A 21420-nucleotide genomic window follows, 5' to 3' on the forward strand; every position below is an offset into this window, starting at 1 on the left:
CCCCGTACATGCATGCTAGTCCCCGGGGCCGACAGCCTCGCTCTCGGCGAACATCCGATCACGCGTCAACCAGCCTCCCGGGCGGCATCACAAGGGAACAACCGCACAGATCTCCAGCGTGTTCCCGCGCGACCGGGATGGGACAGCATGTTCGCCACCAGCGAATTCGCCGAACTACCTGTCCGGTCAGCCATCAGGCGCGACACGCCCGGTCCCACTCTGTGAAACAACCGGAATGCGGACGGTCCCGGCGCCGATTAGGGCGCCGGGACCATCAGCAACTGGAAATTACTTGGCGTCGTTGTACGCCGCCCGCACCTCGGCGGAGATCCGGCCGCGCTCGCTGACCTCGTACCCGTTCTCCTTGGCCCAGGCCCGGATGTCGGCGGAGTCCGACGCCGACCGGCCGCGGCCGCGCGCCCGGCCCGCTGCACCCCGGCGGCCGGAGACCCGGCGGCCGGAGCCGACGTAGGCAGCCAGGGCGTCGCGCAGTTTGGCGGCATTCTTCTTGGACAGGTCGATCTCGTACGTCGTTCCGTCCAGTCCGAAGGTGACGGTCTCGTCGGCCTTTCCGCCGTCGAGATCGTCCTCGAGAACCACCTGCACCCTTTGCGCCATCGATGACAACCTTTCCGCGCCCGCCATCGGGCACAATCCCCCTGCCGAATTGTTAGCACCTGATTTGTACCGCACAAACCGGCTTCGTGTCATTCATCGACGCCGCACCGTCGTTCGTGACTTTGAGTATTCATCCGATCCACAACCGGACCGACCGGAATGAATTCGACCCCGGATTTGCAGGACCCGTCCGTTGTGCTATGCAACTACCGGCCGAAGGAAATCACTCGGGCCGGAGCAACGGGAAGAGAATCGTCTCCCGGATACCGGTCCCGGTGAGCAACATCACCAGCCGGTCCAGGCCCATCCCCATACCACCGGCCGGCGGCATCCCGAATTCCATCGCCCGCAGGAAGTCCTCGTCGAGTTCCATCGCCTCCGGGTCACCCGCGGCGGCCTGCACCGACTGGGCTTCCAGGCGATCCCGCTGGATCACCGGGTCGTTCAGCTCGGAGTACGCGACCCCGAGCTCGACGCCGTTGAAGAACAGGTCCCAGGCCTCGACCAGTCCCGGAATTTCCCGGTGCGGCTTCGCCAGCGGCCGCGCGGACTCCGGATAGTCGCGGACAAAGGTGGGCTGGATCAGGGTGTGCTCGCAGAGCTTCTCGAACAAGTCGACGGCGATCTCGCCGGCATTCCGGCCGGGCTGCAGCTCGACCTCGTGCTGATCGGCCAACTTCAGCAGCGTGGGCAGGTCGGTGGTCACGTCGACACTCTCGCCGACCGCTTCGGACAGCAGCCCGAAAAGCGTCGCGTGCCGGAACGGCTGCTCCACGTCGATGGTCGAACCGTCGCGCCCGGTGACGGTCGTCCGCCCGATCGCGCGACCGGCGTTCCGGATCAGCTCCTGGATCAGCTCGGCCATCGTGTCGTAATCGCCGTACGCCTGATAGGCCTCGATCATCGAGAATTCCGCCGAGTGGGTGGAGTCCAGCCCCTCGTTACGGAACGTCCGGCCGATCTCGTAGACCCGGTCGACGCCGCCGATCATCGCCCGCTTGAGGTCGAGCTCGAGCGCGATCCGCAGCTTCATCTCCTGGTCGAACGCGTTCAGGTGCGTCGAGAACGGGCGGGCCGCGGCGCCACCGTTGGTGAGCTGCAGCACCGGCGTCTCCACTTCGACGAAGCCGTGCTCGTCGTACGTCGCGCGCAACGCCTTCAGGACGGCCGCCTTGGCGCGGACCATCTCGCGCGCCTCGGGCCGCACGATCAGGTCGACGTACCGCATCCGGACGCGCGCCTCTTCGCTGAGCGGCTTGTGCTCGTTCGGCAGCGGGCGGAGCGTCTTCGCGGCCATCTGCCAGGCGGTGGCCTGCACGGACAGCTCACCGCGCCGGCTGGTGATCACCTCGCCCTGCACGGCCAGCAGGTCGCCGATGTCGACGAGTTGCTTGAATCGGGCCAGCTCCTCCTCACCCAGGTCCGCCAGCGACAGCATCACCTGGAGCTCGGTCCCGTCGCCCTCGCGGAGCCGGACGAAGCACAGCTTCCCGGTGTTGCGCAGGAAGATCACCCGGCCGGCCACCGAGACCTGCTCGCCGGTCCGGGTGTCGGCCTCGAGGTCCTGAGCGTCGTACTTGGCCCGGAGGTCCTTCAGCAGGTGCGTCCGCGGCACCGAGAGCGGGTACGGCGGCACTCCTTCCGCCAGCAGGCGGTCACGCTTCTCCCGGCGGACCCGCATCTGCTCGGGCAGGTCGTCCTGCCCGCTGTCGGGGTTCACCGGGTCCACGTGTGCATCAGTCATGCAGCAAAGGCTAGTGACTGACTGCCTCGAGCTCCGAATCCTTTGTTCGTACGACGAGGACCCCGGCGACCGCGGCGGCCACCGCGCACGCCACTCCGCAGACCACGAAGGTGCCCCGCGGACCGAGAAGTGCGCCCGCCAGACCGCCCAGGAGCAGGGCCAGAACGCTGAACGATCGGACCGTCCCGTTGAGGGCCGCGATCACCCGGCCGCGGACACTCTCGGCGGATCTGGTGACCACCAGTGAGCTGGTCGCGGCGTTCAGCATGCCGCTCCCCAGACCGATCGTGGTCGCGCCGATCATCAGCGTGACGAAGTTGCCGGCCAGCCCCATCAGGACGCACGAGCCGCCGATCGCCGCCATCCCGGCGACGACTCCCCCGGACCGCGCTCGGTCGCTGTGCAGCCGTCCGCTGTACCAGGCACCGGCGATCGCTCCTGCCCCGGTCGCCGCCCCCGCAGCGCCGTACAGGCTGGGGCCGAGGCCGAGCTCGCCGGTGATGAGGAACACCTCGACCACGTTGACCGCCTCGCCGACCACGACGAACAGCCAGAGCGCCGGCACCAGGATCCGCAGGACGTCGTCACCGAAGATCGCCCGCAGACCGGCCATCACGGCGCCCTGTTCCTTCCCGCTCCCGCGCTCCGGCGTACGGCGGGTTCGGACCGCGCGCGCGACGATCACCAGGACCAGGAAGGTGGACGCATCCACCAGCAGCGCGCCGCGAGTGCCGGACCAGCCGACCAGGACGCCTCCGACCGCGGAGCCCGCCAGCGTGGCGACGCCGATCAGGGCCTGACTGGTCCCAGTGGCGCGGCCGATCAGTTCCTCGCCGACGATCCGCGGGATCAGCGCACCCCACGCGGGACCGGCCACGGCCTGACCGATCTGAAGCACACACACCAGCACCAGCGTGTGGACCAGGTCGTTCACGAACGCGAGACCGACGCCGGCCGCGACCTGGAGCAGCCCGGACCAGACCAGGACCGTCCGCGAGTCGTACCCGTCCACGATCCGCCCGGCGAACGGGATCATCGCGACGGTCGGTACGGCGAACGCGAGCAGCAGCGCCGTGACCGCGGCGGGACCGTGGCCGTCGGAGACCCGCAGCATCAGCGCGATCAGCGCGATGGAGTCCCCCGCGTAGGACAGCGCCCGGGCGGGCAGCACCAGCCGGGCGTCCCGGTGCGACCAGATCGAAGTCTGAAGTGTTTGCTTCATAGTTGTGAAGTAAACACTTCAGATTCCGGGCCGTCAAGCAGTAAGGTGACGGCGTGGTGAAGCAGAAACGAGTGGAGATCTCGGACCCGCGGGCGATCCGGGCGCTGGCGCATCCGGCGCGGCAGCGGATCATCGACGAGCTCTACAGCGGCCGGGTGCTGACGGCGACCGAGTGCGCGGAGCTGGCCGGCCTGACTCCGTCGGCGACCAGCTACCACCTCCGCGCGCTGGAGCGCTGGGGCATCATCGAGCGCGCCGAGGCCTCCGGCGACGGTCGCGAGCGCCCGTGGCGCGCGCTCGGGACCGGCCTCACGATCTCGTCGCAGTCCGCGGGGTCCGGCCGGCTGGCCAGTCAGGCGATGATGCGGGCGAACGTCGACCGGTTGATGGAGCAGTTCGAGGAACTCGGTGCGGACGACCCGTGGGACGCGCTCAGCAGCTTCAATCGCACCCGGCTGTGGCTGACCCACGACGAGGCGACCGAGCTGATCACTCGGCTGACCGACCTGGTCGACGAGTACCGGAAGGGCCGGACGGCGACGTCGCACCCGGCCGGCACCCGGCCGGTCACAACCCTGCTGGCCTTCGTCCCGACCGGAGCGCCACCGAAGGCGACCGAAGGCAGCTGAACCGTTAGCTACCGGAGGGCGTATCCCGGAGTACCTTCGAAGTGAGCGGTACTTTCCGCTGTCGGGTGGTTGTCATGCAGTCCTGGGTCCTGTGGTTGATCGTCGCCGCTGTCCTCGGCTCGGCCGAGTTGCTGACAGCGACCTTCGACCTGCTGCTGCTCGCCATCGCCGCGCTCGCCGCGGCCGGGACCGCCGCGCTCGGGCTCGGCGTCGGCTTCCAGGTGGTCGCCTTCGCCGTCACCGCCGCCGCGATGGTCACGCTGGTCCGGCCGGTCGCGCGCCGGCACCTCACCGGGCACCCGAAGCTGCGCACCGGGGTCGCCGCCCTGATCGGGCGCGAGGCCGTCGTGCTGGCCGCCTGTGACCGGGACGCCGGCCGGGTCCGGATCGGCGGCGAGGAGTGGAGCGCCCGCTCCTACGACCCCCACCTGCACATCCCCGCGGGCACCCGGGTCGACGTCTTCGCAATCGAGGGGGCCACCGCCCTCGTACACCCTCAGGAGGAACCATGGCCGAACTGATCATCGGACTGGTCGTCGCCCTGCTCGCCATCGTGCTGGTCGTCCGGACTGTCCGGATCGTGCCGCAGGCGCGGGCCAGCAACGTCGAACGTCTGGGCCGGTACCTGCGCACCCTCGAACCCGGGCTGAACGTCCTCATCCCGTTCGTCGACCGGCCCCGGCAACTGATCGACCTGCGCGAGCAAGTGATCTCGTTCGAGCCGCGCTCGGTGATCACCGAGGACAACCTGGTCGTCGACATCGACACGGTGCTCTATGTCCAGGTCACCGATCCCCGTGCGGCGGCGTACGAGATCGCCAACTTCGAGCAGGCGATCGAGCAGCTCACCGTCACCACACTGCGCAACGTGATCGGCAGCCTGGACCTGGAAAAGGTGCTGACGTCCCGCGAGCACATCAATTCCCAGCTCCGCGGCGTACTGGACGAGGCGTCGGGCAAATGGGGCATCCGGGTGAACCGGGTCGAGCTGAAGGCGATCGATCCGCCGCCGTCGATCAAGGAGTCGATGGAGAAGCAGATGCGGGCGGACCGTGAGAAGCGGGCCGCGATCCTCACCGCCGAGGGCGTGCGGCAGTCCCGGATCCTGACCGCCGAGGGTGAGCGGCAGGCTGCGATCCTGCGCGCCGAGGGGCAGGCGAAGGCGATCGACACCGTGTTCGAGGCGATCCACCGCAACGACCCCGACCCGAAGCTGCTCGCGTACCAGTACCTGCAGATGCTGCCCGAACTCGCCAAGGGCCCCGGCAACACGTTCTGGGTAATCCCGTCCGAGGTCACCGCCGCGCTGCAGAACGTCACCAAGGCGTTCACCGGCGAGACCCAGAACCAGACACCGGCCGAGACACTGGCCGAGACCCCGAAGATCCCGTCGGGGAACGGCCACAACCCTGAGATTCCCCGGGGATAGTTGCCCCCTCACCAAATCGGTTGTCCGACGATGTCACTATGGGTGCATGGGGGAACCTCTGCTGCTCGCTCAAGCGATCGCCATCCCGACCGGGGTGGCGATCCTCGCGTATCTGGTGGTCGGACTCGTCATCGGCGTGGAGAGCATGGGGGTGCCGCTGCCCGGTGAGACCACGCTGATCGCGGCCGCCCTGCTCGCCTCGCAGCAGCACCACCTGAAGATCGAGTACGTCATCCTCGCGGCCGCGGCCGGCGCGATCATCGGCGACTCGATCGGGTACTTCATCGGTCGCAAGGCGGGCCGCCGGCTGTTCGAACGGCTCGGCCGCCGCTTCCACCACTTCTCCGAGGACCGGATCGTCCGCGCCGAGAAGTACTTCCACAAGTACGGCGTCTGGACGGTCTTCTTCGGCCGGTTCGTCGCGCTGCTGCGGATCTTCGCGGGCCCGATGGCCGGCATGCTGCGGATGCACTACCCCCGGTTCCTGGCCGCGAACGCGGCCGGCGGCATCGCCTGGGCCACCACCATCGGCATCGTCGCGTACAAGATCGGCGACAACGCCGACAAGATCTTCGGCCGGGTCTCGGTCGGCGCCGCGATCGCGGTCGCGGTCGTCGTGGTCGGTCTGTACGTCGTCCACAAGGTCCGCAAACGCCGCCGCGCCGCCGTCACGACTCCCGAGCAGACGGCCCAGACCGCGGCCGCCGAGTCAGCGGATGTGTAGCGCCAGTTGAGCCGTGGTGGTCCCGTCCAGCGGCCGGCCGAACATCATCGCGCCCGGGATCACGAACCGGTAGACGAAGTCCCCCGGCTGCCCGGCCTTGAAGGCCAGCGCGGCGACCCCGTTCCGCATCGCCACCGCCTTCAGGTTCGTCCAGGTCCGGGTCTGCCGGTTCCAGGCCTGCAGCATCACGGTGGTGTTCATCGCCGGCTTCACGGTCGTGGACACGGTGACGGTGGTCCCGCGGGCCTTCGCCGTCGCGCCCCCGGCGAATCCGGCCGAGGCGACCCGGACGATGCTCTTCGTGTACGCCGGTTTGCTGGTCGACGGCCCCGTGATCATCCCGCCCTTGGTGTACACCGGCACGGTGATCTTGTACGGACGGCTGCCACCCGTCGGCACCGCGACGTCGTAGTACCCACCGGGCGTCGTCGTACCGCGTGCCGCCGGGGTCCAGCGTGCGCCCGGGGTGGCCTGGGTCAGCACCACGACCGGTACGCCGGCCGGGGTCGCGCGCTGGCTGGTGCAGGGCACGTCGAGGTCGCAAGCGACCTGGTGCAGGATGACCCGGCCACGGATCCGGATCGGGACACTGAACTGCGCCAGCGCCGGCACCGCCGCGTTGATCGAGCTGGTCAGTCCGAGCACCTGCCCGCCGGTCCGGGTGCTCCACTCGTTCTGCGTGCGGAGCTGGAAGACGTACGGCGGTTTGATGCTCTTGATCAACTGCTGGTTCGCGGTGGTCGCCGGACCGATCGCCTTCAGCATCTGGCCGGTCCGCCCGACCATCGGCACGTACCGCTGGGTCTTCTTGCCCTTCACGTCCAGCGGGTCGTTCGGCGTGAAGTCCTGCGGTGCCACCGGCACCGACCACTTGACGAGCACACCGCGGCCCTGCGCCGCGACCGTGGCCCCGCTCGGCCGCACCGGTCCGTCGGTGTCGAACACCGGCGACTTCGCGGGCTTGCTGGTCACGCCGCCCTGCGACGTACCGGTCGCCACCGCGACCTTGTAGTTGCCGTCCGGCGGGAACGCGGAGGTCGGGATCTCCCAACGGTTCGGGTCACCGGCCGGGATGTACTTCACGTACGACGGGCTCTCGCTGAGCACACCCTCGATCGTGATCCGGTTCGGCTGGTTGGCGTCCTTCCAGGTCACCACCACCGCGGCACGCCCCTTGGGCGCCCAGGCGACCGCGACGTCGGTGGGCGCCGGGTCCGAGGCACACGCGGTCAACGAGGTCGCCCCCGCCACCACCGCCAGCGCCACGGCGAGCAACCGCCGCACCCCCACCACCTCGTCTCAGCCGCCTCACGATGCTGTCTCGAACCGATCGGGTGAACCTTACCCAGTACGAGGTGCTGCCCTCCCACAGCCGTTGCCGGATCGGTATCGCGCCCCTACCGTGAGAGAAGCCGCAAAGGGGGGCCAGATGGCTTTCATCAGTACGCCCAGCAACCCGGAGTTCTTCGAGGCGAACCGGGCCGCGGCCGGGCACATCCCGAACTTCGTCACCACGTTCGCTGCCCGACCGGCCGTGTACGACGCGTGGAAGCAACTGAACGGCGCGATCAGGGAGTCCATGGACCTGCGCCGCTACGAGCTCGCCACGCTGGCGGCCGCGAGCGCGCTGAAGTCGAGCTATTGCTGCCTCGCCCACGGGCAGGTGCTGGCCGACAAGTTCTACACCGCGGAGGAGGTCGAGGCGCTGGTCGCCGAGCCGCCGAACGACCCGGTCGACCGCGCGGTGATGGCGTTCGCCCGCAAGGTCGCCCTCGGTGCCGACAGCGTCACGCAGGCCGATGTGGACGAGCTGAAGTCCCTCGGGCTGACCGACGACGACGTACTCGACGTCGTCCTGGCTGCCGCGGCGCGCTCGTTCTTCTCCAAGACCCTGGACGGCACCGGCACGCAGCCCGACTCGGCGTTCAACGGGTTGCCGGAGTCGCTGCGTACGGCGCTCACGGTCGGCCGCCCGATTCACTCGGGCTGATTGCCGGGGCCGCCCCCGAGGTGGAACTTCGTGCTGACGCCCGCGTACATCAGGTGGGTGACCAGCCCCTGCGCGGCGTGCGGCAGGTTGTGGCAGTGGTCCATCCAGATGCCCGGGTTGTCCGCCACGAACGCGACCTCGTAGGTCTCGCCGTCCTCGACGTTCAACGAGTCCGTCCACCACGGGCTCCCGGTCGCCTTGACCCCGTTCCGGCTCAGGACGACGACGTGGTGTCCGTGCAGGTGCATCGGGTGCACCTGTCCTGAAGTGTTCTTGATCGTCATCCGGACGATGTCGCCCTCGTTGACCACGAACATCGGTACGTCCGGGAACTGGTGCCCGTTGATCGTCCACCACAGCCCGGGTTTCCCGTCGAAGAACCCGATCCGCCGGCCGATGTCGTACCGGAACGACCGGTCCGCCTTCGCGGGATCGAACCCGAGCGGCTTCGGGGACCCGTACGTCAGCAGGTCGACCCGGTCCGTCGGCTCCGTCCCAGTCGGTGCGTCGCCGTCCCCGATCACCAGCGTCGTCGGCCCACCACCGAGCCCGATCCGCACCGCCTTCACGGTCGGTACCTCGAGATCGACCCGGCCGCCCGCGGTGACGAGTACCTTCTTCCCGCTCACCACCGTCGGCGCGTTCACGTCCCGCCCGTCGACCGCGACCACCTTGTACGACGCTCCGTCGACCCAGACCGACATTGGCCCGTTGTCGGTGTTGATCAACCGCACCCGCGCGACCGGACCCGGCGCCTTCACCCGACGTTCGCCGTACTCGCCGTTCACCGTGCGCACCTGGTCGTCCGTGTGGATCGCGGCGATCACGTCCGTCGGTGTGGGTTGCACGACGAGTACGCCGTACAGGCCCTTCCGCACTTGTTCGTGGGAGATCTGATGCGAGTGGTACCAGTACGTGCCGGCGTCCCTCGCGACGAAGCGGTACACGTGCGACCCACCGGGGAGTACCGCGTCCTGGGTCACGCCCGCGACACCGTCCTCGGCATTCGGTACGTCGACCCCGTGCCAGTGCAACGTGATTCCGTCGGTCACGTTGTCGTTGTGCAGCGTGATCTGCACCAGATCGCCTTGTTTCGCGACGATTCGCGGACCGGGCGACGTGTGGTTCAAGGTGATGCCGTCCATCGAGCCACGGCCCGGGATGTCGAAGCGTTCCTTGCGCGCGACCAGGTCGACGACGACATCCGGCTTCTGCACGGGCGGTCCGGTCAATTCGCTGACGTCCACGCCGTGGTGGAGGTGGTCGGGGACCGGTCCGCCGCCGAAGTCGGCGTACCCCATCGTCATCGGCGACAGGTTGTTCGGGACCAGGCTGCGTTGCCAGAAGAAGCCGATCGGTGCCAGCACGACGATCGTCGCCAGCACCGCGAGCAGGACACGACGCGGCGGCAGCCGCATGGTCACGACCACCGCCGTTCAGTTGCCCAAGGCATCTATGCGGCCGCTTGGCCGGACTTCGCGCCGGCCACCTCCGGCACCCCGGCGGCGCGTCTGGATGCCAGCCCCGCGACCGCCAGCAGGGCCAGCGCGTTGAGACCGTGCAACGCACCGATCACCGGCACGGCGAAGGCCAGGAACGCGAGCGCGATCTGCAGCACGACGAGGCCGAAGACGTACAGCGCCCACTTCACGCCGCCTTCGACGTGCGCGAAGAACGACACGATCAGCAACAACAGCGCGAGCAACGGGATGATGGTCGACCCGACGATGCTGTGCAGGCTGTGACCCCAGTCGCCGTTGTAGTTCTTGTCGATCACCAGTCCGTCGTCGACGTCCTTCAGCGCGATGAACCAGGCGGCCGCGATGGCCATCGCCTGCACCACCACGCCGATCGCGATCAGGCCGGCAATGATCCGATAAGCAGCTCTCATGGCTTCCCCCCAAAGTAGCTGCCTTCATGGTGGGACGGATCCCTCAAGCGCACAAGAGGAAATCACCCTCAGCTGTGGTTGCGGGCGAACGCCTGGTACAGGCCGTGCAGGGTCAGCAACGGTTCGTCGCGGACCGGCGTACTCAACTGACCGGTGAGCAGCGACGCGAGGGCGCCGGTGACGACGACCGGGGTGTCCGGGTCAAGAGACTGTTCGGTCCGGATCCGCGCGACCAGGCCGTCGACGAGCGCGGCGAAGCCGTGGATCGCACCGGATTGCAGGGCCTCCACGGTGTTCTTCGCGACCACCGACCGCGGCCGGACCAGCTCGACCCGGCGTAGTTGCGCGGCCACGGACCCGAGCGCGTCGGTCGCGGTTTCGATGCCTGGGGCAATCACTCCGCCGACGAAGGCGCCGGCCGGGTTGACCACGTCGATGGTGATCGCCGTCCCGACGTCGACGACCAGGCAGGGCGCGCCGTACGCGTGCACCGCCGCGAGCGCGTTCGCGATCCGGTCGGTGCCGACCTCGCGCGGGTTGTCCACCAGCACCGGCAGCCCCGTCTTCACCCCCGGCTCCACCACCACGCTCGGCACGTCCCGGTAGTACCGCGACACCACGTCCCGCAACTCGTGCAGCACATGCGGTACGGCGGAACACACCGCGATCCCACTGACGGGCCCTTCACCGGAGAGCAGGCCCTGCAACAAGACGGCCCACTCGTCCGCCGTACGGCGTGGATCGGTGCCGACCCACCAGTGCCGCTTGACCGTGCCGTCGAGCACCAGGCCAACCAACGTCCTGGTGTTCTCGACGGCGACGGCCAGCAACATCAGGCCTCCTGGAGATCCAACGCGATGTCGAGCACCGGCGCGGAGTGCGTGAGCGCACCGACAGCGAGGTAGTCGACGCCGGTCTCCGCGACGGCGCGGGCCACGTCGAGCGACAGGCCGCCGGAGGCCTCGAGCTTCGCGCGGCCGGCGATCTTCTCGACCGCTTCGCGCAGCAGCGGGACGTCCATGTTGTCGAGCAGGATCAGCTCGGCGCCGGACTCGACCGCGATCAGCGCGTCCTCGACCGAGTCGACCTCGACCTCGATCCCGATCTCCGGGTAGGCCTTGCGCACCAGCCGGAACGCCTCGGCGACGCCACCGGCCGCGATCACGTGGTTGTCCTTGATCAACGCGGCGTCGGACAGGCCCATTCGATGGTTCTTCCCACCACCGCAGCGGACGGCGTACTTCTCCAGCGAGCGCAGCAGCGGCATCGTCTTGCGGGTGTCCCGGATGACCGCGCCGGTGCCCTCGACCGCGTCCACCCAGCGCCGCGTCAGCGTGGCGACACCGGACAGGTGGCAGAGCAGGTTCAGCGTGGTGCGCTCAGCGGTGAGCAGCTGCCGGGTCTTGCCGCGGACCGTCATCAGCACGTCGCCCTGGCGGACGGACGCACCGTCGCGGACGCCGTACTCGATCTCGATCTCGTCCGGTGCGGCGACCTGGCGCAGTACCAGCTCGGCGATCTCCAGACCGGCCACCACACCGTCGGCGCGGGCGACCAGCTCGGCGACCGACACCTGGTCCGGGTCGACCGTGGCCGTGGTGGTCACGTCGACACCGCCGGCCAGGTCCTCCTCGATGGTCGCCCGCACGAGGTCACCGACCCACTGCCGGTCGACTGTCTCATCCATGCCGGTCATTCTCCTCGGATTCGTGCGGAACAAACGTGGCCCTCGGCACAGCGTTCTGGTCGAGTGTCAGGTCCAGGCTGCCGGACCAGTGCAGATCATCGCGGTCCGGGTGGTCCTCGCGCCAGTGCGCGCCACGGCTTTCCTCGCGAGCCGTCGCGGCCGCGATCAGGGCGGAGGCCACGGTCACCAGGTTCGTCGCCTCCCAGCCGGGCGTGCCGGGCTCGTCGTACGGCAGCTCGATCAGCTTCCCGATCGTCGCCCCGGCCTCTGCGAGCCCCGACGCGCTCCGGATCACACCGGCACCGACCGTCATCGCCCGCTGCACCTCCGGCACGATGTCCGCGTCGACGAGTCCCGGCGTACGACGGTCCTCGGCCGGCTCCCGCTGCTCGGGCAGTCCGTCCGCGAGATGCGCGGCGATCCGGCGGGCGAAGACCAGGCCTTCGAGCAGCGAGTTCGAGGCCAGCCGGTTGGCGCCGTGGACGCCGGTGCAGGCGACCTCGCCGCACGCGTACAGACCGGGCACCGAGGTCTGGCCGTTCAGGTCGGTCCGGACGCCACCGGACGAGTAGTGGCAGGCCGGCGCGACCGGGATCAGCTCGTGGACCGGGTCGATCCCGTGCGAGCGGCAGGACGCCAGGATGGTCGGGAAGCGGACGCGCCACTTCTCGTCGCCGAAGTGCCGGGCGTCCAGGTACACGTGGTCTTTGCCGGTGGCAAGCATCTGGCGCATGATCGCCTTCGCCACGATGTCCCGCGGCGCCAGGTCGGCGAGCTCGTGCTGACCCTGCATGAAACGTTTGCCGTTGTGATCGACCAGGAACGCGCCCTCACCGCGGACGGCCTCGGACACCAACGGTTGCTGGCCTTTCGCGCCCTTGCCGAGCCAGAGTACGGTCGGGTGGAACTGCACGAACTCCAGGTCGCGCACCTGCGCGCCGGCCCGCAGCGCGAGCGCCATCCCGTCGCCCGTCGACACGCTCGGGTTGGTCGTTGCCGCGTACAACTGTCCGAGACCGCCGGAGGCCAGGATCACTGCGCGCGCCCGGATCGCGCCGACGCCGTCCAGCTGACCTTCACCCATCACGTGCAGGGTGACGCCGGCGACGGCACCGTCGTCGGTGGTCAGCAGGTCGAGTACCAGGGCGTGCTCGATCAGCCGGATGTCCTTGGCCCGCTTGACCGCGGCGACCAGGGCCCGCTCGATCTCGGCGCCGGTCGCGTCACCGCCGGCGTGGGCGATCCGGTTGCGGTGGTGCCCGCCTTCGCGGCCGAGCGAGATCTCGCCGTCGGCCATCGTGTCGAAGCGGGCGCCCAGGTCGATCAGGTCGCGCACCGCGTCCGGGCCCTCGGTCACCAGCACCCGGACGGCTTCCGGGTCACTGAGGCCGGCGCCGGCGACGAGGGTGTCCTGCAGGTGCTCCTCGGGTGAGTCCTCCGGGTCGAGGGCGGCGGCGACGCCACCCTGCGCCCACTGCGTGGAGCCGGAGGCGACGACATCCTTCGTCACCACCAGCACCGAGCCCAGCTCGCGGGCCCTGAGCGCAGCGGTCAGCCCGGCGACGCCGGAGCCGATCACTACCACGTCGACAGAGTCGGTCCAACCAGCCTCCGGAGCAGCCAGCCGCTCGGGAACTGCGGGTGCGGTCATTCAGGGACCGTATCAACCGAATTCATCTGAGAGTGATGGAAATGTTGTCAATGAGACGGGTCTGACCAACCCGGGCGGCGATCAGCATCCGGGCCTCGCCGGGGCCGATCACCGGGCCGAGATCGGGCGCTCGCAGCGCGAGATAGTCGATCTTCACCGACGGCACCGCCTCGAGCTCCGCCTGCGCGGCCGCCAGGACGGCGTCCGGCCCGTTCATCCCCGCCTTCGCGCCGGCGCTGAGCGCGCGGTACAGCACCAGGGCCTCGTCACGCTCGGTCTCGCTCAGGTACCGGTTGCGTGAGGACATCGCCAGCCCGTCCGGCTCCCGCACGGTCGGCACCGGCACGATGTCGACATCCATGTCGAGGTCGCACACCATCTCGCGGATCAGCGTCAGCTGCTGGTAGTCCTTCTCACCGAACAGCGCCAGGTCCGGCGCGGTGAGATGCAGCAGCTTCGACACCACGGTCAGGACGCCGGAGAAGTGCCCCGGCCGGAACACGCCCTCGAGCTCGTCGGCGAGCGGCCCCGGGTGCACGGTGATCGACGGCTCGTTCGGGTACAGCTCGTCCCGGGACGGGTTGAAGACCAGGTCGACCCCCTCGTTCTTCGCGATCGCCAGGTCACTGGCCAGCGTCCGCGGGTACCGGTCGAAGTCCTCGGACGGCCCGAACTGCAGCGGGTTCACGAAGATCGTCAGGACGACGCTGCCGTCCGGTCCGACCCGTTCCCGGGCCTCACCGAGCAGCGCGGCATGGCCCTCGTGCAGGGCGCCCATGGTCATCACGACCGCCCGGGGCCGGATCGCGGCCGCGGCGCGCAGCTCGGCCTTCGTCTGAGTGAGTCTCATCGCGGTGCCTCCCCTGTCCGGTCCGGCCGCTGCCCGTTGCGGGCTTCGGCCAGTACGTCGGCGAACCGAGCGGCTGTCTCCGCGTCCAGCCGTCCGTCTTCCGCTGCCATCTCCACCGTCGCGCGGGCCAGTTCGGCGTACGTCGTCGCCGCCTGGTCCCGCAGTGCTGTCAGATGTGCTGCCACCGTGTCGACATCGCCCCGGGCGATGGGCCCGGTGAGCGCATGATGACCGGATCGCAGCGTGTTGTCGAGGGTTGCGGCCAGCAGTGGCCCGAGGGTCGCCGCCGGATCCGCGACGCCCGCTTCCCGCAGTACGCCGATCGCTTGGGCGACCAGCGTGGTCAGATGGTTCGCGCCGTGCACGAGACCCGCGTGGTACCGGGCGCGCTGGTCGTCGGCGACCCACTGCACCCGCCCGTTCACGGCCTTCACGAGCCGCTCGACGACGTACCTGGCGGCGTCCGGAGCGGTTGCGGTGAACATCACCCCGTCGAGGCTCACCGGTCCGCCCGGGAACGTCATCGAGGGATGCAGAGCGATCGGGGTCGCGGCCAGCCCGGTCAGCGGCGCCAGGCCGTGTGCGCCGGACAGGTGCACGACGTACTGCGCACTGCTCAGCGGCAGTGTCCGCGCGACCTCACCGATCAGGTCGTCCGGTACGGCGACCAGGACGACGTCGGCGCGGTTCGTGACCTCGTCGGCGGTCAGCACCGGCACAGCAGGCAGAAGCCGGGCGGCGCGTTCCTTCGACGCCTCCGACCGCGCGGTCACTCCGACCAGGGGATGCCCGGCGGCCGCCAAGGCTGCTCCCACGGCGGTCCCGGCCCGGCCGGCTCCGATCAAGCCGATCCGTTCCATCGCTCACTCTCTTCTCGTTCCAGTCCCGCAGGTGGGGTACCAGACGATCTACTTGTCAGCGTAGGTGATGAGAGCATGGGGCGGTGAGTGATGCGTGGGCTGCGGGGACCGAATTGACGGCGATTCTGATCACAGTGCCCGAGTTGGCGGCGTACACGGAGCGCTGGAGGTCGGTGTCGCGGTCCACCGCGAGACCGCAGGTCCCGTTGACCGAGCTCATCCCGCCGCACGTCTCGGTCCTGGTCCCCTGGGTCGCCGAACCCACCGACGCCGACATCGCCCGGCTGCGGTCCGCCGTCTCGTCGGTCGAGCCGTTCGATCTCAGTTTTCCGACCGCTGGTCAGTTCCCGAACGGCACCGCGTGGCTGAGGCCCGAGCCGTTCGACACGGTCCGCTCGCTGCTACAGGCCGTGTTCGCGGCCTTTCCCGAGTGCCCGCCATACGGCGGTGAGTTCCCGGACCCGCATCCGCACCTGACGATCTCGTCGTCCGCGCAGGGCGGTCCGGACGTGGTCGCCGAGGCGAACGCCGCGCTGGCGGCCGCACCGGCCCCGAGCATCAAGCTGACCGAGCTGGGACTGTGGCGCGAGAACGCCGAAGGTGTCTGGCGCCAGTTCGGCGCCGTACCGCTGGGTTCTAGTTCCTGACCTGGAAGCCCACTGCCTTCGACGCCTTCTTGCCCTGCCAGTCCTCCGGTACGTCGGCAGTCGTCAGTTCACGCAACTGGTCGACGCTGGGGTCGGTCAACGCGTTGATCCGGACGGACTGCTGCGACACCGTCGCCTCGAACAGGTTGCGGACGTCCCGCCCGTTGCCGAACTCGGGAGCCCGCCGGATCCGGTCCAGCAACGAGCCGACCCGCTCCACGACACCGTCGGCCAGCAGGTACCCCGCTTTATGGCTCTGGAACTCGAAGATCTCCTGGAGCTCGGGCAGCGAGTAGTCCGGGAACTCAACGGTCGTTGGCAGCCGTGAGCGCAGACCAGGGTTCTGCAGGAACAGCCCCTCCATCTGCTCGGTGTACCCGGCGAGGACCACGACCAAGTCGTCGCGGTGCTCCTCCATCAGCTGGATCAAGGTGGCGAGCGCGTCGGCGCCGTACGAGTGCCGGTCCGCCAGCGTGTACGCCTCGTCGATGAACAGCACCCCGCCCAGCGCCTGGTCCACCGCCCGCTGCACCTTGGGAGCGGTCTGGCCGATGTACTTGCCCATCAGCTCGTTGCCACTGGTCTCCACCAGCTGACCGACACCGAGCAACCCGAGGTCCCGGTAGATCTCCGCGAGCAGCCGGGCCACCGTCGTCTTCCCGGTGCCCGGGTTGCCGGTGAACACCATGTGCCGGGACCGCTCGGCCGGCGGCATCCCGGCCTTGGCCCGGAGCATGTCGGCCTGCGCCTCCGCGGCCAGCCGCTCAACGGTTTCCTTGACCTCGGTCAGCCCGGTCATGCCCTGCAGCTCGGAGCGTGGGTCCTCGTGCCGCGGCAGGTCGCCGATGCTCTCCTCGGCGAGATCGGCGACGTCGTCCCGCTCGATGGTCCGGACCTGTTCCATGGTCGGGGACTCGAGCGCGGCCAGCCGGACCGCCTGCAGCGTCGCGATCCGCTCCAGCATCGTGCGGACCGTGCGCGCGTTGCCGAACCCGGGCGCCCGCGGCACCTTGCGCAGGTCGGCCAGCACGAGGTCGGACACGCCCTCGCCGAGTTCGAATCCGGCCTGCCCGGCGGCCTGCAGGAAGATCTGGTGCAGCTCGCCGTCGGTGTAGTCCGGGAAGTTCACGAACGTCCGGACCCGGGACCGGATCCCCGGGTTGCTATCGACGAGCGAGTACATCTCCTTGGGGTAGCCGGCCATCACCACGATCAGGTTGTTGCGGTGCGTCTCCATCAGCTGGATCAGCGTGGCCACGGCCTCGCGGCCGAAGTCCCGTTCCGATCCGGTGAACAGCGAGTACGCCTCGTCGATGAACAGCACGCCACCCAGCGCCCGCTCGACCACCTCGGTGACCCGCGACGCGGTCTGACCGGTGAACGACGCGACCAGGTCGGCCCGTCCCACCTCGACCAGGTGACCGGACGACAGCATGCCCAGGTCCCGGTAGACCTCGGCCAGGATCCGGGCCACGGTGGTCTTGCCGGTGCCCGGGTTGCCGCTGAAGACCAGGTGACCCATCGGCTTCGGCAAGCGCAGCCCGGCCTCGGCCCGCAGCTTGGCCAGCTTCGCCTCCGCCACCAACTCGTGCACCCGGGTCTTCACCGGGCCCAGACCGGTCATCTCGTTCAGCTCGGCGATCGGGTCGCCGACGGCGGGCGCATCCGCCCGCTGCTTGTCCGGTGCGGCCGCTTCGGCCTCCACGACCGGCTTCGGCGGCCGGAACGCGTACAGGTCGCGCAGACCCTTGTAGAAGCCGGAGACGAGGTACAGCTGGTCGGAGGGCTTCGCCGTGTTGGGCATCCCGTTCAGGCTCGCGCCGACCTGGTACGTCGCGGCCAGGAACTCCCGCGCCTCGGAGTGCGCACCGGCCTCGACGGCCCGGATCATCCAGGCCTGCCGCCGGCGCCGCCACTCGGCCGGCTCCACCCGGGTCTTGGCCTGGTCCAGCGCCTGCTGTACCTCGGCGGTCCCGGACGGGCCGAGCACCGAGAACGACAGCCCGGCCGGCAGATCGGTCCGCCCGATCTGCCCGAGCAGCGAGGCCACCTCGTCGGTGAACGGCCGCTCCGCCTCCGGCGTCACCGCCGCGATCCCGTCGTACGCCGCCTGCAACCGGTTCATCCCGAACACCAGCAGGTCCAGTGGGTTGCCGGACAGGTGCGGGAACGCCTGCCGGATGTCGTCGTCGCCGAACTCCTCGACCCAGCGCTTCGTCACCGCCGGCCGGTCCTCGGTCACGTGGAAGTCGAGCAGCGCCGGGTCCCCCAGGATGCGGTCCAGCATGGTGGCCATCGCCTTCCGGCGGGCCTCCAGCCCCGGGACCCCGGCCAGCAGGTCCAACAGGTCGCGGCAGCCCCGGATGACCTCCTCCTGCGACGTGTGGTCCTGGCGCAGCGGGAACGGGATGTCGAACTTCCCAGGGGTCTCCCGCCAGTTGGCGATGTTGGTGTCGACCTCCTGCTTCTCCGCGCGCCACTCGTTCAGCAGCAGGAAGTGCAGGTTCCGCGCGCCACCGGCCAGGATGCCGATCGGCGGCCACAGACTCCGGAACATGTAGTAGAAGGTGTCGACCAGCAGCGGCGAACCCTCGACGAAGAACTTGTTGCTCGCCGACACCTGCCCCAGGACGGGCCGGTCGACCAGCTCGGCGATGTCCGCCTTCCGCGCCGCGAGCCACGCGGGAGTGACGACGTACGGCGGTTCCGCACCGACCACGTCGAACGCCGGGTCGCCCTCGAACAGGACCGCGAGCTGCTCCGGAAGATTCGCCACGCTGCCTGATCCTAGAATCAGTCCGGTCCAATGCAACCGCACGGGTAGGGCGATGACCGACACGTTCCGGCAGGCCTGGCAGCACGCTCTCTACGGCCCCGACGGCTTCTACCGCCGGGAGCGTCCGGCAGCGCACTTCCGTACGTCGGTGCACGTGTCGCCGCTGTTCGGACAGGCGATCGCCCGGCTCGCCGGTGAGCTCGGCGTGGACCAGGTCGTCGACGTCGGCGCCGGCTCCGGCGAGCTGGGCGACGTACTGCGGTCCGCTGGCCTCTCGGTGCTCGACATCGAGCTGGACGACCAGCTCCCCGATCGCCTGACCGGACTGGTGATCGCCAACGAGTGGCTCGACAACGTGCCCTGTGAGCTGGTCGAGTGGGACGCGGACGGCGTACCGCGTTATCTGACTGCCGATCTGACACCAAGTGCGGTTGTCGAAGGCAACGACCTCGCCTGGCTGCTGGAGTGGTGGCCTGGTGAGCCCGGCGATCGTGCCGAGGTCGGACTGGCCCGCGACGAGGCCTGGCAGGACGTCGTACGACGGTTGGCCGGCGGTGCGGTGGCGATCGCCATCGACTACGGACATGTACGCGACAACAGACCGCCGTACGGGACTGTGACGGGTTTTCGCGACGGGCGGGAGTGTGAGCCGGTGCTGGACGGTTCGTGCGACGTGACCGCGCACGTGGCGCTCGACTCGCTCGGCGGCACCATCGTGAGTCAACGCGACGCGCTGCGGGCGCTGGGGGTCACCGGCGCCCGTCCGAGCCTGGAGCTCGCTCAGACGGACGCACTGCGCTACCTGTCGGAGTTGTCGTCAGCCGGCGAGGCAGGTGAGCTGCTGGACCCGTCCGGCCTCGGTGCGTTCGGCTGGGTCTGGACAGCGAACGACGCGGCGACGGTACGGCGCGCCTCGCGTGCCCTCTCGGCCTGACCTTCCAGCAGCGCTGCAGCCTCGGCCTGGTCGCGATGCAACGCCACCGCGTTGGTCGGCCCCACTGGGGTGTCCACGTGCACGTTGGCGAGTCTCAGCCGGCGCTGGACCGGCCCCTGCACCATCCGGACCGACTGCGTCTTGTGGTGCAGCACGATCGACGTACGGCGGCTCACCCAGCCGCGCGTGGTGACCATGACCTGGTCGTCGACGCCGTACGCCAGGTAGCGCCAGCCGATCGGACGCAGCCACTTCGAGCGCTGCGGCGCCACATGCATCTGGATCTGGGCCAGATCGAGTCCCGGCAGGACTCTGGCGAGTACGTAGGCCATCTCCTTCAGGTCGCCGACCGGGAGCAGCTGCGCGCCCTCCAGCAGGTCGTCACCGTCCTCCTTCTGGCCCGCCACACCAGCGATGTCCAGCTCGACCCTGGCCCAGCCGATCAGCCGCCAGATCAACGGCTCGGTGATCAGCAGGCCCTGTACCCGGCCCGGCGGGATCGTCTGCCGCTGGACGTCGAACAGCCCGCGCTTGGTCCGCAGACCGTGGTTGGACTCCGACAGCGTGAACCCGTGGTTGCCCACGACCTGCTTCCAGATCGGCTGCACCACACCGAGCAGCAGCGGCACCGCCGCGAACAGCCCGATGTGGAAGTTCAGGACCATCGTCGCGATGATCACCCAAACCAGTGCGCCGGCGCTGGCGACGACGGTGGACGACAGCAACGTCGCACCGAGCAACCGATCGGTCGGGACCGTCAGCAGCGGCGGAGCCTCGGACTCGGCCAGCTGCTCGTGTTCCTGCTGCTCGGCGGCCTTCTCACCCTTGGCGCGGACCAGCAGCGTGGTGCGGAGGTCGACCGCCTCGTCGTACTTGAAGTAGCTCAGCTTGCCGTCGCTCTTGCCGCCGCCCGCCACGTCCATCCGCAGCTCCGCCATGCCGAACAGCCGCGCGACGAAGGGCTGGGCGACGTCGATCGCCTGGATCCGGTCGAACCGGATGATCCGGGACCGGCGGAACAGGAACCCGCTGTCCACCCGGATCGCCTCGGCGGTCAGCTGCCACTTGGTGAACCACCAGGACAGCGACCCGAGCAGGATGCCGCCGACGAGCACCGCTGCCAGACCGATCCCGGCGAACGTCAGATTGCTCCGCAGACCCTCGTTGTTGACCAGGGCGACCGCCGCGACGACGAAGTACCCCCAGCCCTTGACGAAGGGCGTGAGGGGGTGGAGCCGCTGGCCGGCGGTCTCCACGGCCTGCTCGGTCACAGGCCCCACGCCTGCGCCTGACCGAGGGCGGACAACCGATCCCGCAGCCGGCCTGCCTCGTCCGGATGCAGCCCCGGGATCTTCGCGTCGGTCGCCGGCGTCGCGGTGTGCAGCTCGACGGTGGCCATCCCGTACGCCCGCTCCAGCGGCCCGGCGGTCACGTCCACGAACTGCATCCGCCCGTACGGTACGACGACCAGCTCGCGGAACATGATCCCGTGCGTGACCAGCAGTTCGTCCTCCCGCTCGGCGTACTTCCAGGACCGCTGGTTCCGCCCGATCAGGACCCACGCCCAGCCGAAAACGAGCGCGATCACGACCAGCGCGAGCACGCCGTACAGCCAGTCCAGCGTCAGCCCGAGCACGATCAGCGCCGCGATCCCGACGATCCCGGCCACGATCGCCGCGTTCAACCGGCGCAGCGTCGCCAGCTTCGGCGAAACCGGCGTCCACCTGACATCCGAGGGTGCGAAGAGGTCGTCCACGCCCCCAGCCTG

At 69.4% G+C, this 21420-nt stretch carries 20 protein-coding genes and 1 pseudogene; 7 read left to right on the top strand and 14 right to left on the bottom strand.

The genetic code is table 11. The features are described 5' to 3' along the window. Positions 1–288: 288 nt before the first annotated feature. From AC0662_RS32200 to AC0662_RS32210, 3 genes are all read right to left on the bottom strand, one after another. A complete protein-coding gene (locus tag AC0662_RS32200; RefSeq protein ID WP_452193298.1) occupies positions 289–618 on the bottom strand; it encodes a histone-like nucleoid-structuring protein Lsr2 in 330 nt (109 codons plus the stop codon). Between the two features lie 223 nt (positions 619–841). Continuing rightward, a complete protein-coding gene (gene lysS / locus AC0662_RS32205; protein ID WP_452193297.1) occupies positions 842–2362 on the bottom strand; it encodes a lysine--tRNA ligase in 1521 nt (506 codons plus the stop codon). 10 nt (positions 2363–2372) lie between these two features. After that, positions 2373–3584 (bottom strand): MFS transporter, encoded by a 1212-nt coding sequence (locus AC0662_RS32210; protein ID WP_452193295.1) that lies wholly within the window; start codon positions 3582–3584, stop codon positions 2373–2375. A 56-nt stretch (positions 3585–3640) separates the two neighbouring features. Between AC0662_RS32210 and AC0662_RS32215 the strand changes: the two genes are divergently transcribed. The 4 genes from AC0662_RS32215 to AC0662_RS32230 all read left to right on the top strand — a co-directional run bounded on the left by AC0662_RS32215 (position 3641) and on the right by AC0662_RS32230 (position 6366). Beyond that, a complete protein-coding gene (locus AC0662_RS32215) occupies positions 3641–4213 on the top strand; it encodes an ArsR/SmtB family transcription factor (protein ID WP_452193293.1) in 573 nt (190 codons plus the stop codon). 74 nt (positions 4214–4287) lie between these two features. Then, a complete protein-coding gene (locus tag AC0662_RS32220; RefSeq protein ID WP_478305362.1) occupies positions 4288–4734 on the top strand; it encodes an NfeD family protein in 447 nt (148 codons plus the stop codon). Then, a complete protein-coding gene (locus AC0662_RS32225) occupies positions 4722–5642 on the top strand; it encodes an SPFH domain-containing protein (protein ID WP_478305364.1) in 921 nt (306 codons plus the stop codon). The genes AC0662_RS32220 and AC0662_RS32225 overlap by 13 nt, the downstream gene beginning before the upstream one ends. Before the next feature lie 46 nt (positions 5643–5688). Continuing rightward, positions 5689–6366: a DedA family protein gene (locus tag AC0662_RS32230; RefSeq protein ID WP_478305366.1), complete on the top strand. Its 678-nt coding sequence runs from the start codon at positions 5689–5691 to the stop codon at positions 6364–6366. On the opposite strand, the gene AC0662_RS32235 is transcribed toward AC0662_RS32230, so the two are convergent. After that, positions 6352–7650 (bottom strand): hypothetical protein, encoded by a 1299-nt coding sequence (locus AC0662_RS32235; protein WP_452193286.1) that lies wholly within the window; start codon positions 7648–7650, stop codon positions 6352–6354. The two genes, AC0662_RS32230 and AC0662_RS32235, sit on opposite strands and share 15 nt — an antisense overlap. 145 nt (positions 7651–7795) lie before the next feature. Here AC0662_RS32235 and AC0662_RS32240 point away from each other — a divergent pair, with 145 nt between their 5' ends. Next, positions 7796–8356 carry a carboxymuconolactone decarboxylase family protein gene (locus AC0662_RS32240; protein WP_452193285.1) on the top strand — a complete coding sequence of 187 codons (561 nt, stop codon included), beginning with the start codon at positions 7796–7798 and terminating at the stop codon, positions 8354–8356. On the opposite strand, the gene AC0662_RS32245 is transcribed toward AC0662_RS32240, so the two are convergent. The 7 genes from AC0662_RS32245 to AC0662_RS32275 form a co-directional block, all read right to left on the bottom strand. Next, on the bottom strand, positions 8344–9774 hold the full coding sequence (locus tag AC0662_RS32245) for a multicopper oxidase family protein (RefSeq protein ID WP_478305577.1): 1431 nt from the start codon (positions 9772–9774) through the stop codon (positions 8344–8346). The genes AC0662_RS32240 and AC0662_RS32245 overlap by 13 nt on opposite strands. A 35-nt stretch (positions 9775–9809) precedes the next feature. Next, the gene (locus AC0662_RS32250; protein WP_478305369.1) at positions 9810–10247 is read right to left on the bottom strand and encodes a hypothetical protein; all 438 of its coding nucleotides are present in this window, start codon (positions 10245–10247) and stop codon (positions 9810–9812) included. 68 nt (positions 10248–10315) lie between these two features. Beyond that, entirely contained in the window at positions 10316–11080 is a 765-nt protein-coding gene (locus tag AC0662_RS32255) for a type III pantothenate kinase (RefSeq protein WP_452193281.1), read from the bottom strand. Further along, a complete protein-coding gene (gene nadC, locus AC0662_RS32260; RefSeq protein WP_452193279.1) occupies positions 11080–11934 on the bottom strand; it encodes a carboxylating nicotinate-nucleotide diphosphorylase in 855 nt (284 codons plus the stop codon). The genes AC0662_RS32255 and nadC overlap by 1 nt, the downstream gene beginning before the upstream one ends. Continuing rightward, positions 11927–13585, bottom strand: a complete 1659-nt coding sequence (locus tag AC0662_RS32265) for an L-aspartate oxidase (RefSeq protein ID WP_478305371.1) — start codon at positions 13583–13585, stop codon at positions 11927–11929. Before AC0662_RS32265 ends, nadC begins: the two co-directional genes overlap by 8 nt. Before the next feature lie 22 nt (positions 13586–13607). After that, entirely contained in the window at positions 13608–14435 is an 828-nt protein-coding gene (panC, locus tag AC0662_RS32270; protein ID WP_478305373.1) for a pantoate--beta-alanine ligase, read from the bottom strand. Then, positions 14432–15295 (bottom strand): Rossmann-like and DUF2520 domain-containing protein, encoded by an 864-nt coding sequence (locus AC0662_RS32275; protein WP_478305375.1) that lies wholly within the window; start codon positions 15293–15295, stop codon positions 14432–14434. Before AC0662_RS32275 ends, panC begins: the two co-directional genes overlap by 4 nt. Positions 15296–15378: 83 nt before the next feature. On the opposite strand from AC0662_RS32275, the gene AC0662_RS32280 reads away from it, so the two are divergent. Beyond that, complete coding sequence (locus AC0662_RS32280) at positions 15379–15942, top strand: 2'-5' RNA ligase family protein (RefSeq protein WP_478305377.1); 564 nt, start codon at positions 15379–15381, stop codon at positions 15940–15942. Here AC0662_RS32280 and AC0662_RS32285 read toward each other — a convergent pair. Further along, entirely contained in the window at positions 15932–18718 is a 2787-nt protein-coding gene (locus AC0662_RS32285) for an AAA family ATPase (protein ID WP_478305379.1), read from the bottom strand. The genes AC0662_RS32280 and AC0662_RS32285 overlap by 11 nt on opposite strands. Before the next feature lie 52 nt (positions 18719–18770). Between AC0662_RS32285 and AC0662_RS32290 the strand changes: the two are divergent. Next, positions 18771–19412: pseudogene (locus AC0662_RS32290) on the top strand (SAM-dependent methyltransferase); the annotation flags it as partial. A gap of 104 nt (positions 19413–19516) precedes the next feature. Here the strand turns inward: AC0662_RS32290 and AC0662_RS32295 are convergent. Continuing rightward, positions 19517–20923 carry a PH domain-containing protein gene (locus AC0662_RS32295; protein ID WP_478305381.1) on the bottom strand — a complete coding sequence of 469 codons (1407 nt, stop codon included), beginning with the start codon at positions 20921–20923 and terminating at the stop codon, positions 19517–19519. Further along, positions 20920–21408, bottom strand: a complete 489-nt coding sequence (locus AC0662_RS32300) for a PH domain-containing protein (RefSeq protein WP_452193265.1) — start codon at positions 21406–21408, stop codon at positions 20920–20922. Before AC0662_RS32300 ends, AC0662_RS32295 begins: the two co-directional genes overlap by 4 nt. Positions 21409–21420 lie beyond the last annotated feature (12 nt).

The sequence above is a fragment of the Kribbella sp. NPDC043289 genome (genome assembly GCF_056436705.1).

Excerpts from the sequence above, each read along its gene's own strand:
- AC0662_RS32225 (WP_478305364.1), top strand. The coding sequence starts at position 4,722 with ATGGCCGAACTGATCATCGGACTGGTCGTCGCCCTGCTCGCCATCGTG.
- panC (WP_478305373.1), bottom strand. The coding sequence starts at position 14,435 with ATGAGACTCACTCAGACGAAGGCCGAGCTGCGCGCCGCGGCCGCGATC.
- AC0662_RS32275 (WP_478305375.1), bottom strand. The coding sequence starts at position 15,295 with ATGGAACGGATCGGCTTGATCGGAGCCGGCCGGGCCGGGACCGCCGTG.
- AC0662_RS32265 (WP_478305371.1), bottom strand. The coding sequence starts at position 13,585 with ATGACCGCACCCGCAGTTCCCGAGCGGCTGGCTGCTCCGGAGGCTGGT.
- AC0662_RS32220 (WP_478305362.1), top strand. The coding sequence starts at position 4,288 with ATGCAGTCCTGGGTCCTGTGGTTGATCGTCGCCGCTGTCCTCGGCTCG.
- AC0662_RS32245 (WP_478305577.1), bottom strand. The coding sequence starts at position 9,774 with ATGCGGCTGCCGCCGCGTCGTGTCCTGCTCGCGGTGCTGGCGACGATC.
- nadC (WP_452193279.1), bottom strand. The coding sequence starts at position 11,934 with ATGGATGAGACAGTCGACCGGCAGTGGGTCGGTGACCTCGTGCGGGCG.
- AC0662_RS32250 (WP_478305369.1), bottom strand. The coding sequence starts at position 10,247 with ATGAGAGCTGCTTATCGGATCATTGCCGGCCTGATCGCGATCGGCGTG.
- AC0662_RS32210 (WP_452193295.1), bottom strand. The coding sequence starts at position 3,584 with ATGAAGCAAACACTTCAGACTTCGATCTGGTCGCACCGGGACGCCCGG.
- AC0662_RS32230 (WP_478305366.1), top strand. The coding sequence starts at position 5,689 with ATGGGGGAACCTCTGCTGCTCGCTCAAGCGATCGCCATCCCGACCGGG.
- AC0662_RS32255 (WP_452193281.1), bottom strand. The coding sequence starts at position 11,080 with ATGTTGCTGGCCGTCGCCGTCGAGAACACCAGGACGTTGGTTGGCCTG.
- AC0662_RS32200 (WP_452193298.1), bottom strand. The coding sequence starts at position 618 with ATGGCGCAAAGGGTGCAGGTGGTTCTCGAGGACGATCTCGACGGCGGA.
- AC0662_RS32240 (WP_452193285.1), top strand. The coding sequence starts at position 7,796 with ATGGCTTTCATCAGTACGCCCAGCAACCCGGAGTTCTTCGAGGCGAAC.
- lysS (WP_452193297.1), bottom strand. The coding sequence starts at position 2,362 with ATGACTGATGCACACGTGGACCCGGTGAACCCCGACAGCGGGCAGGAC.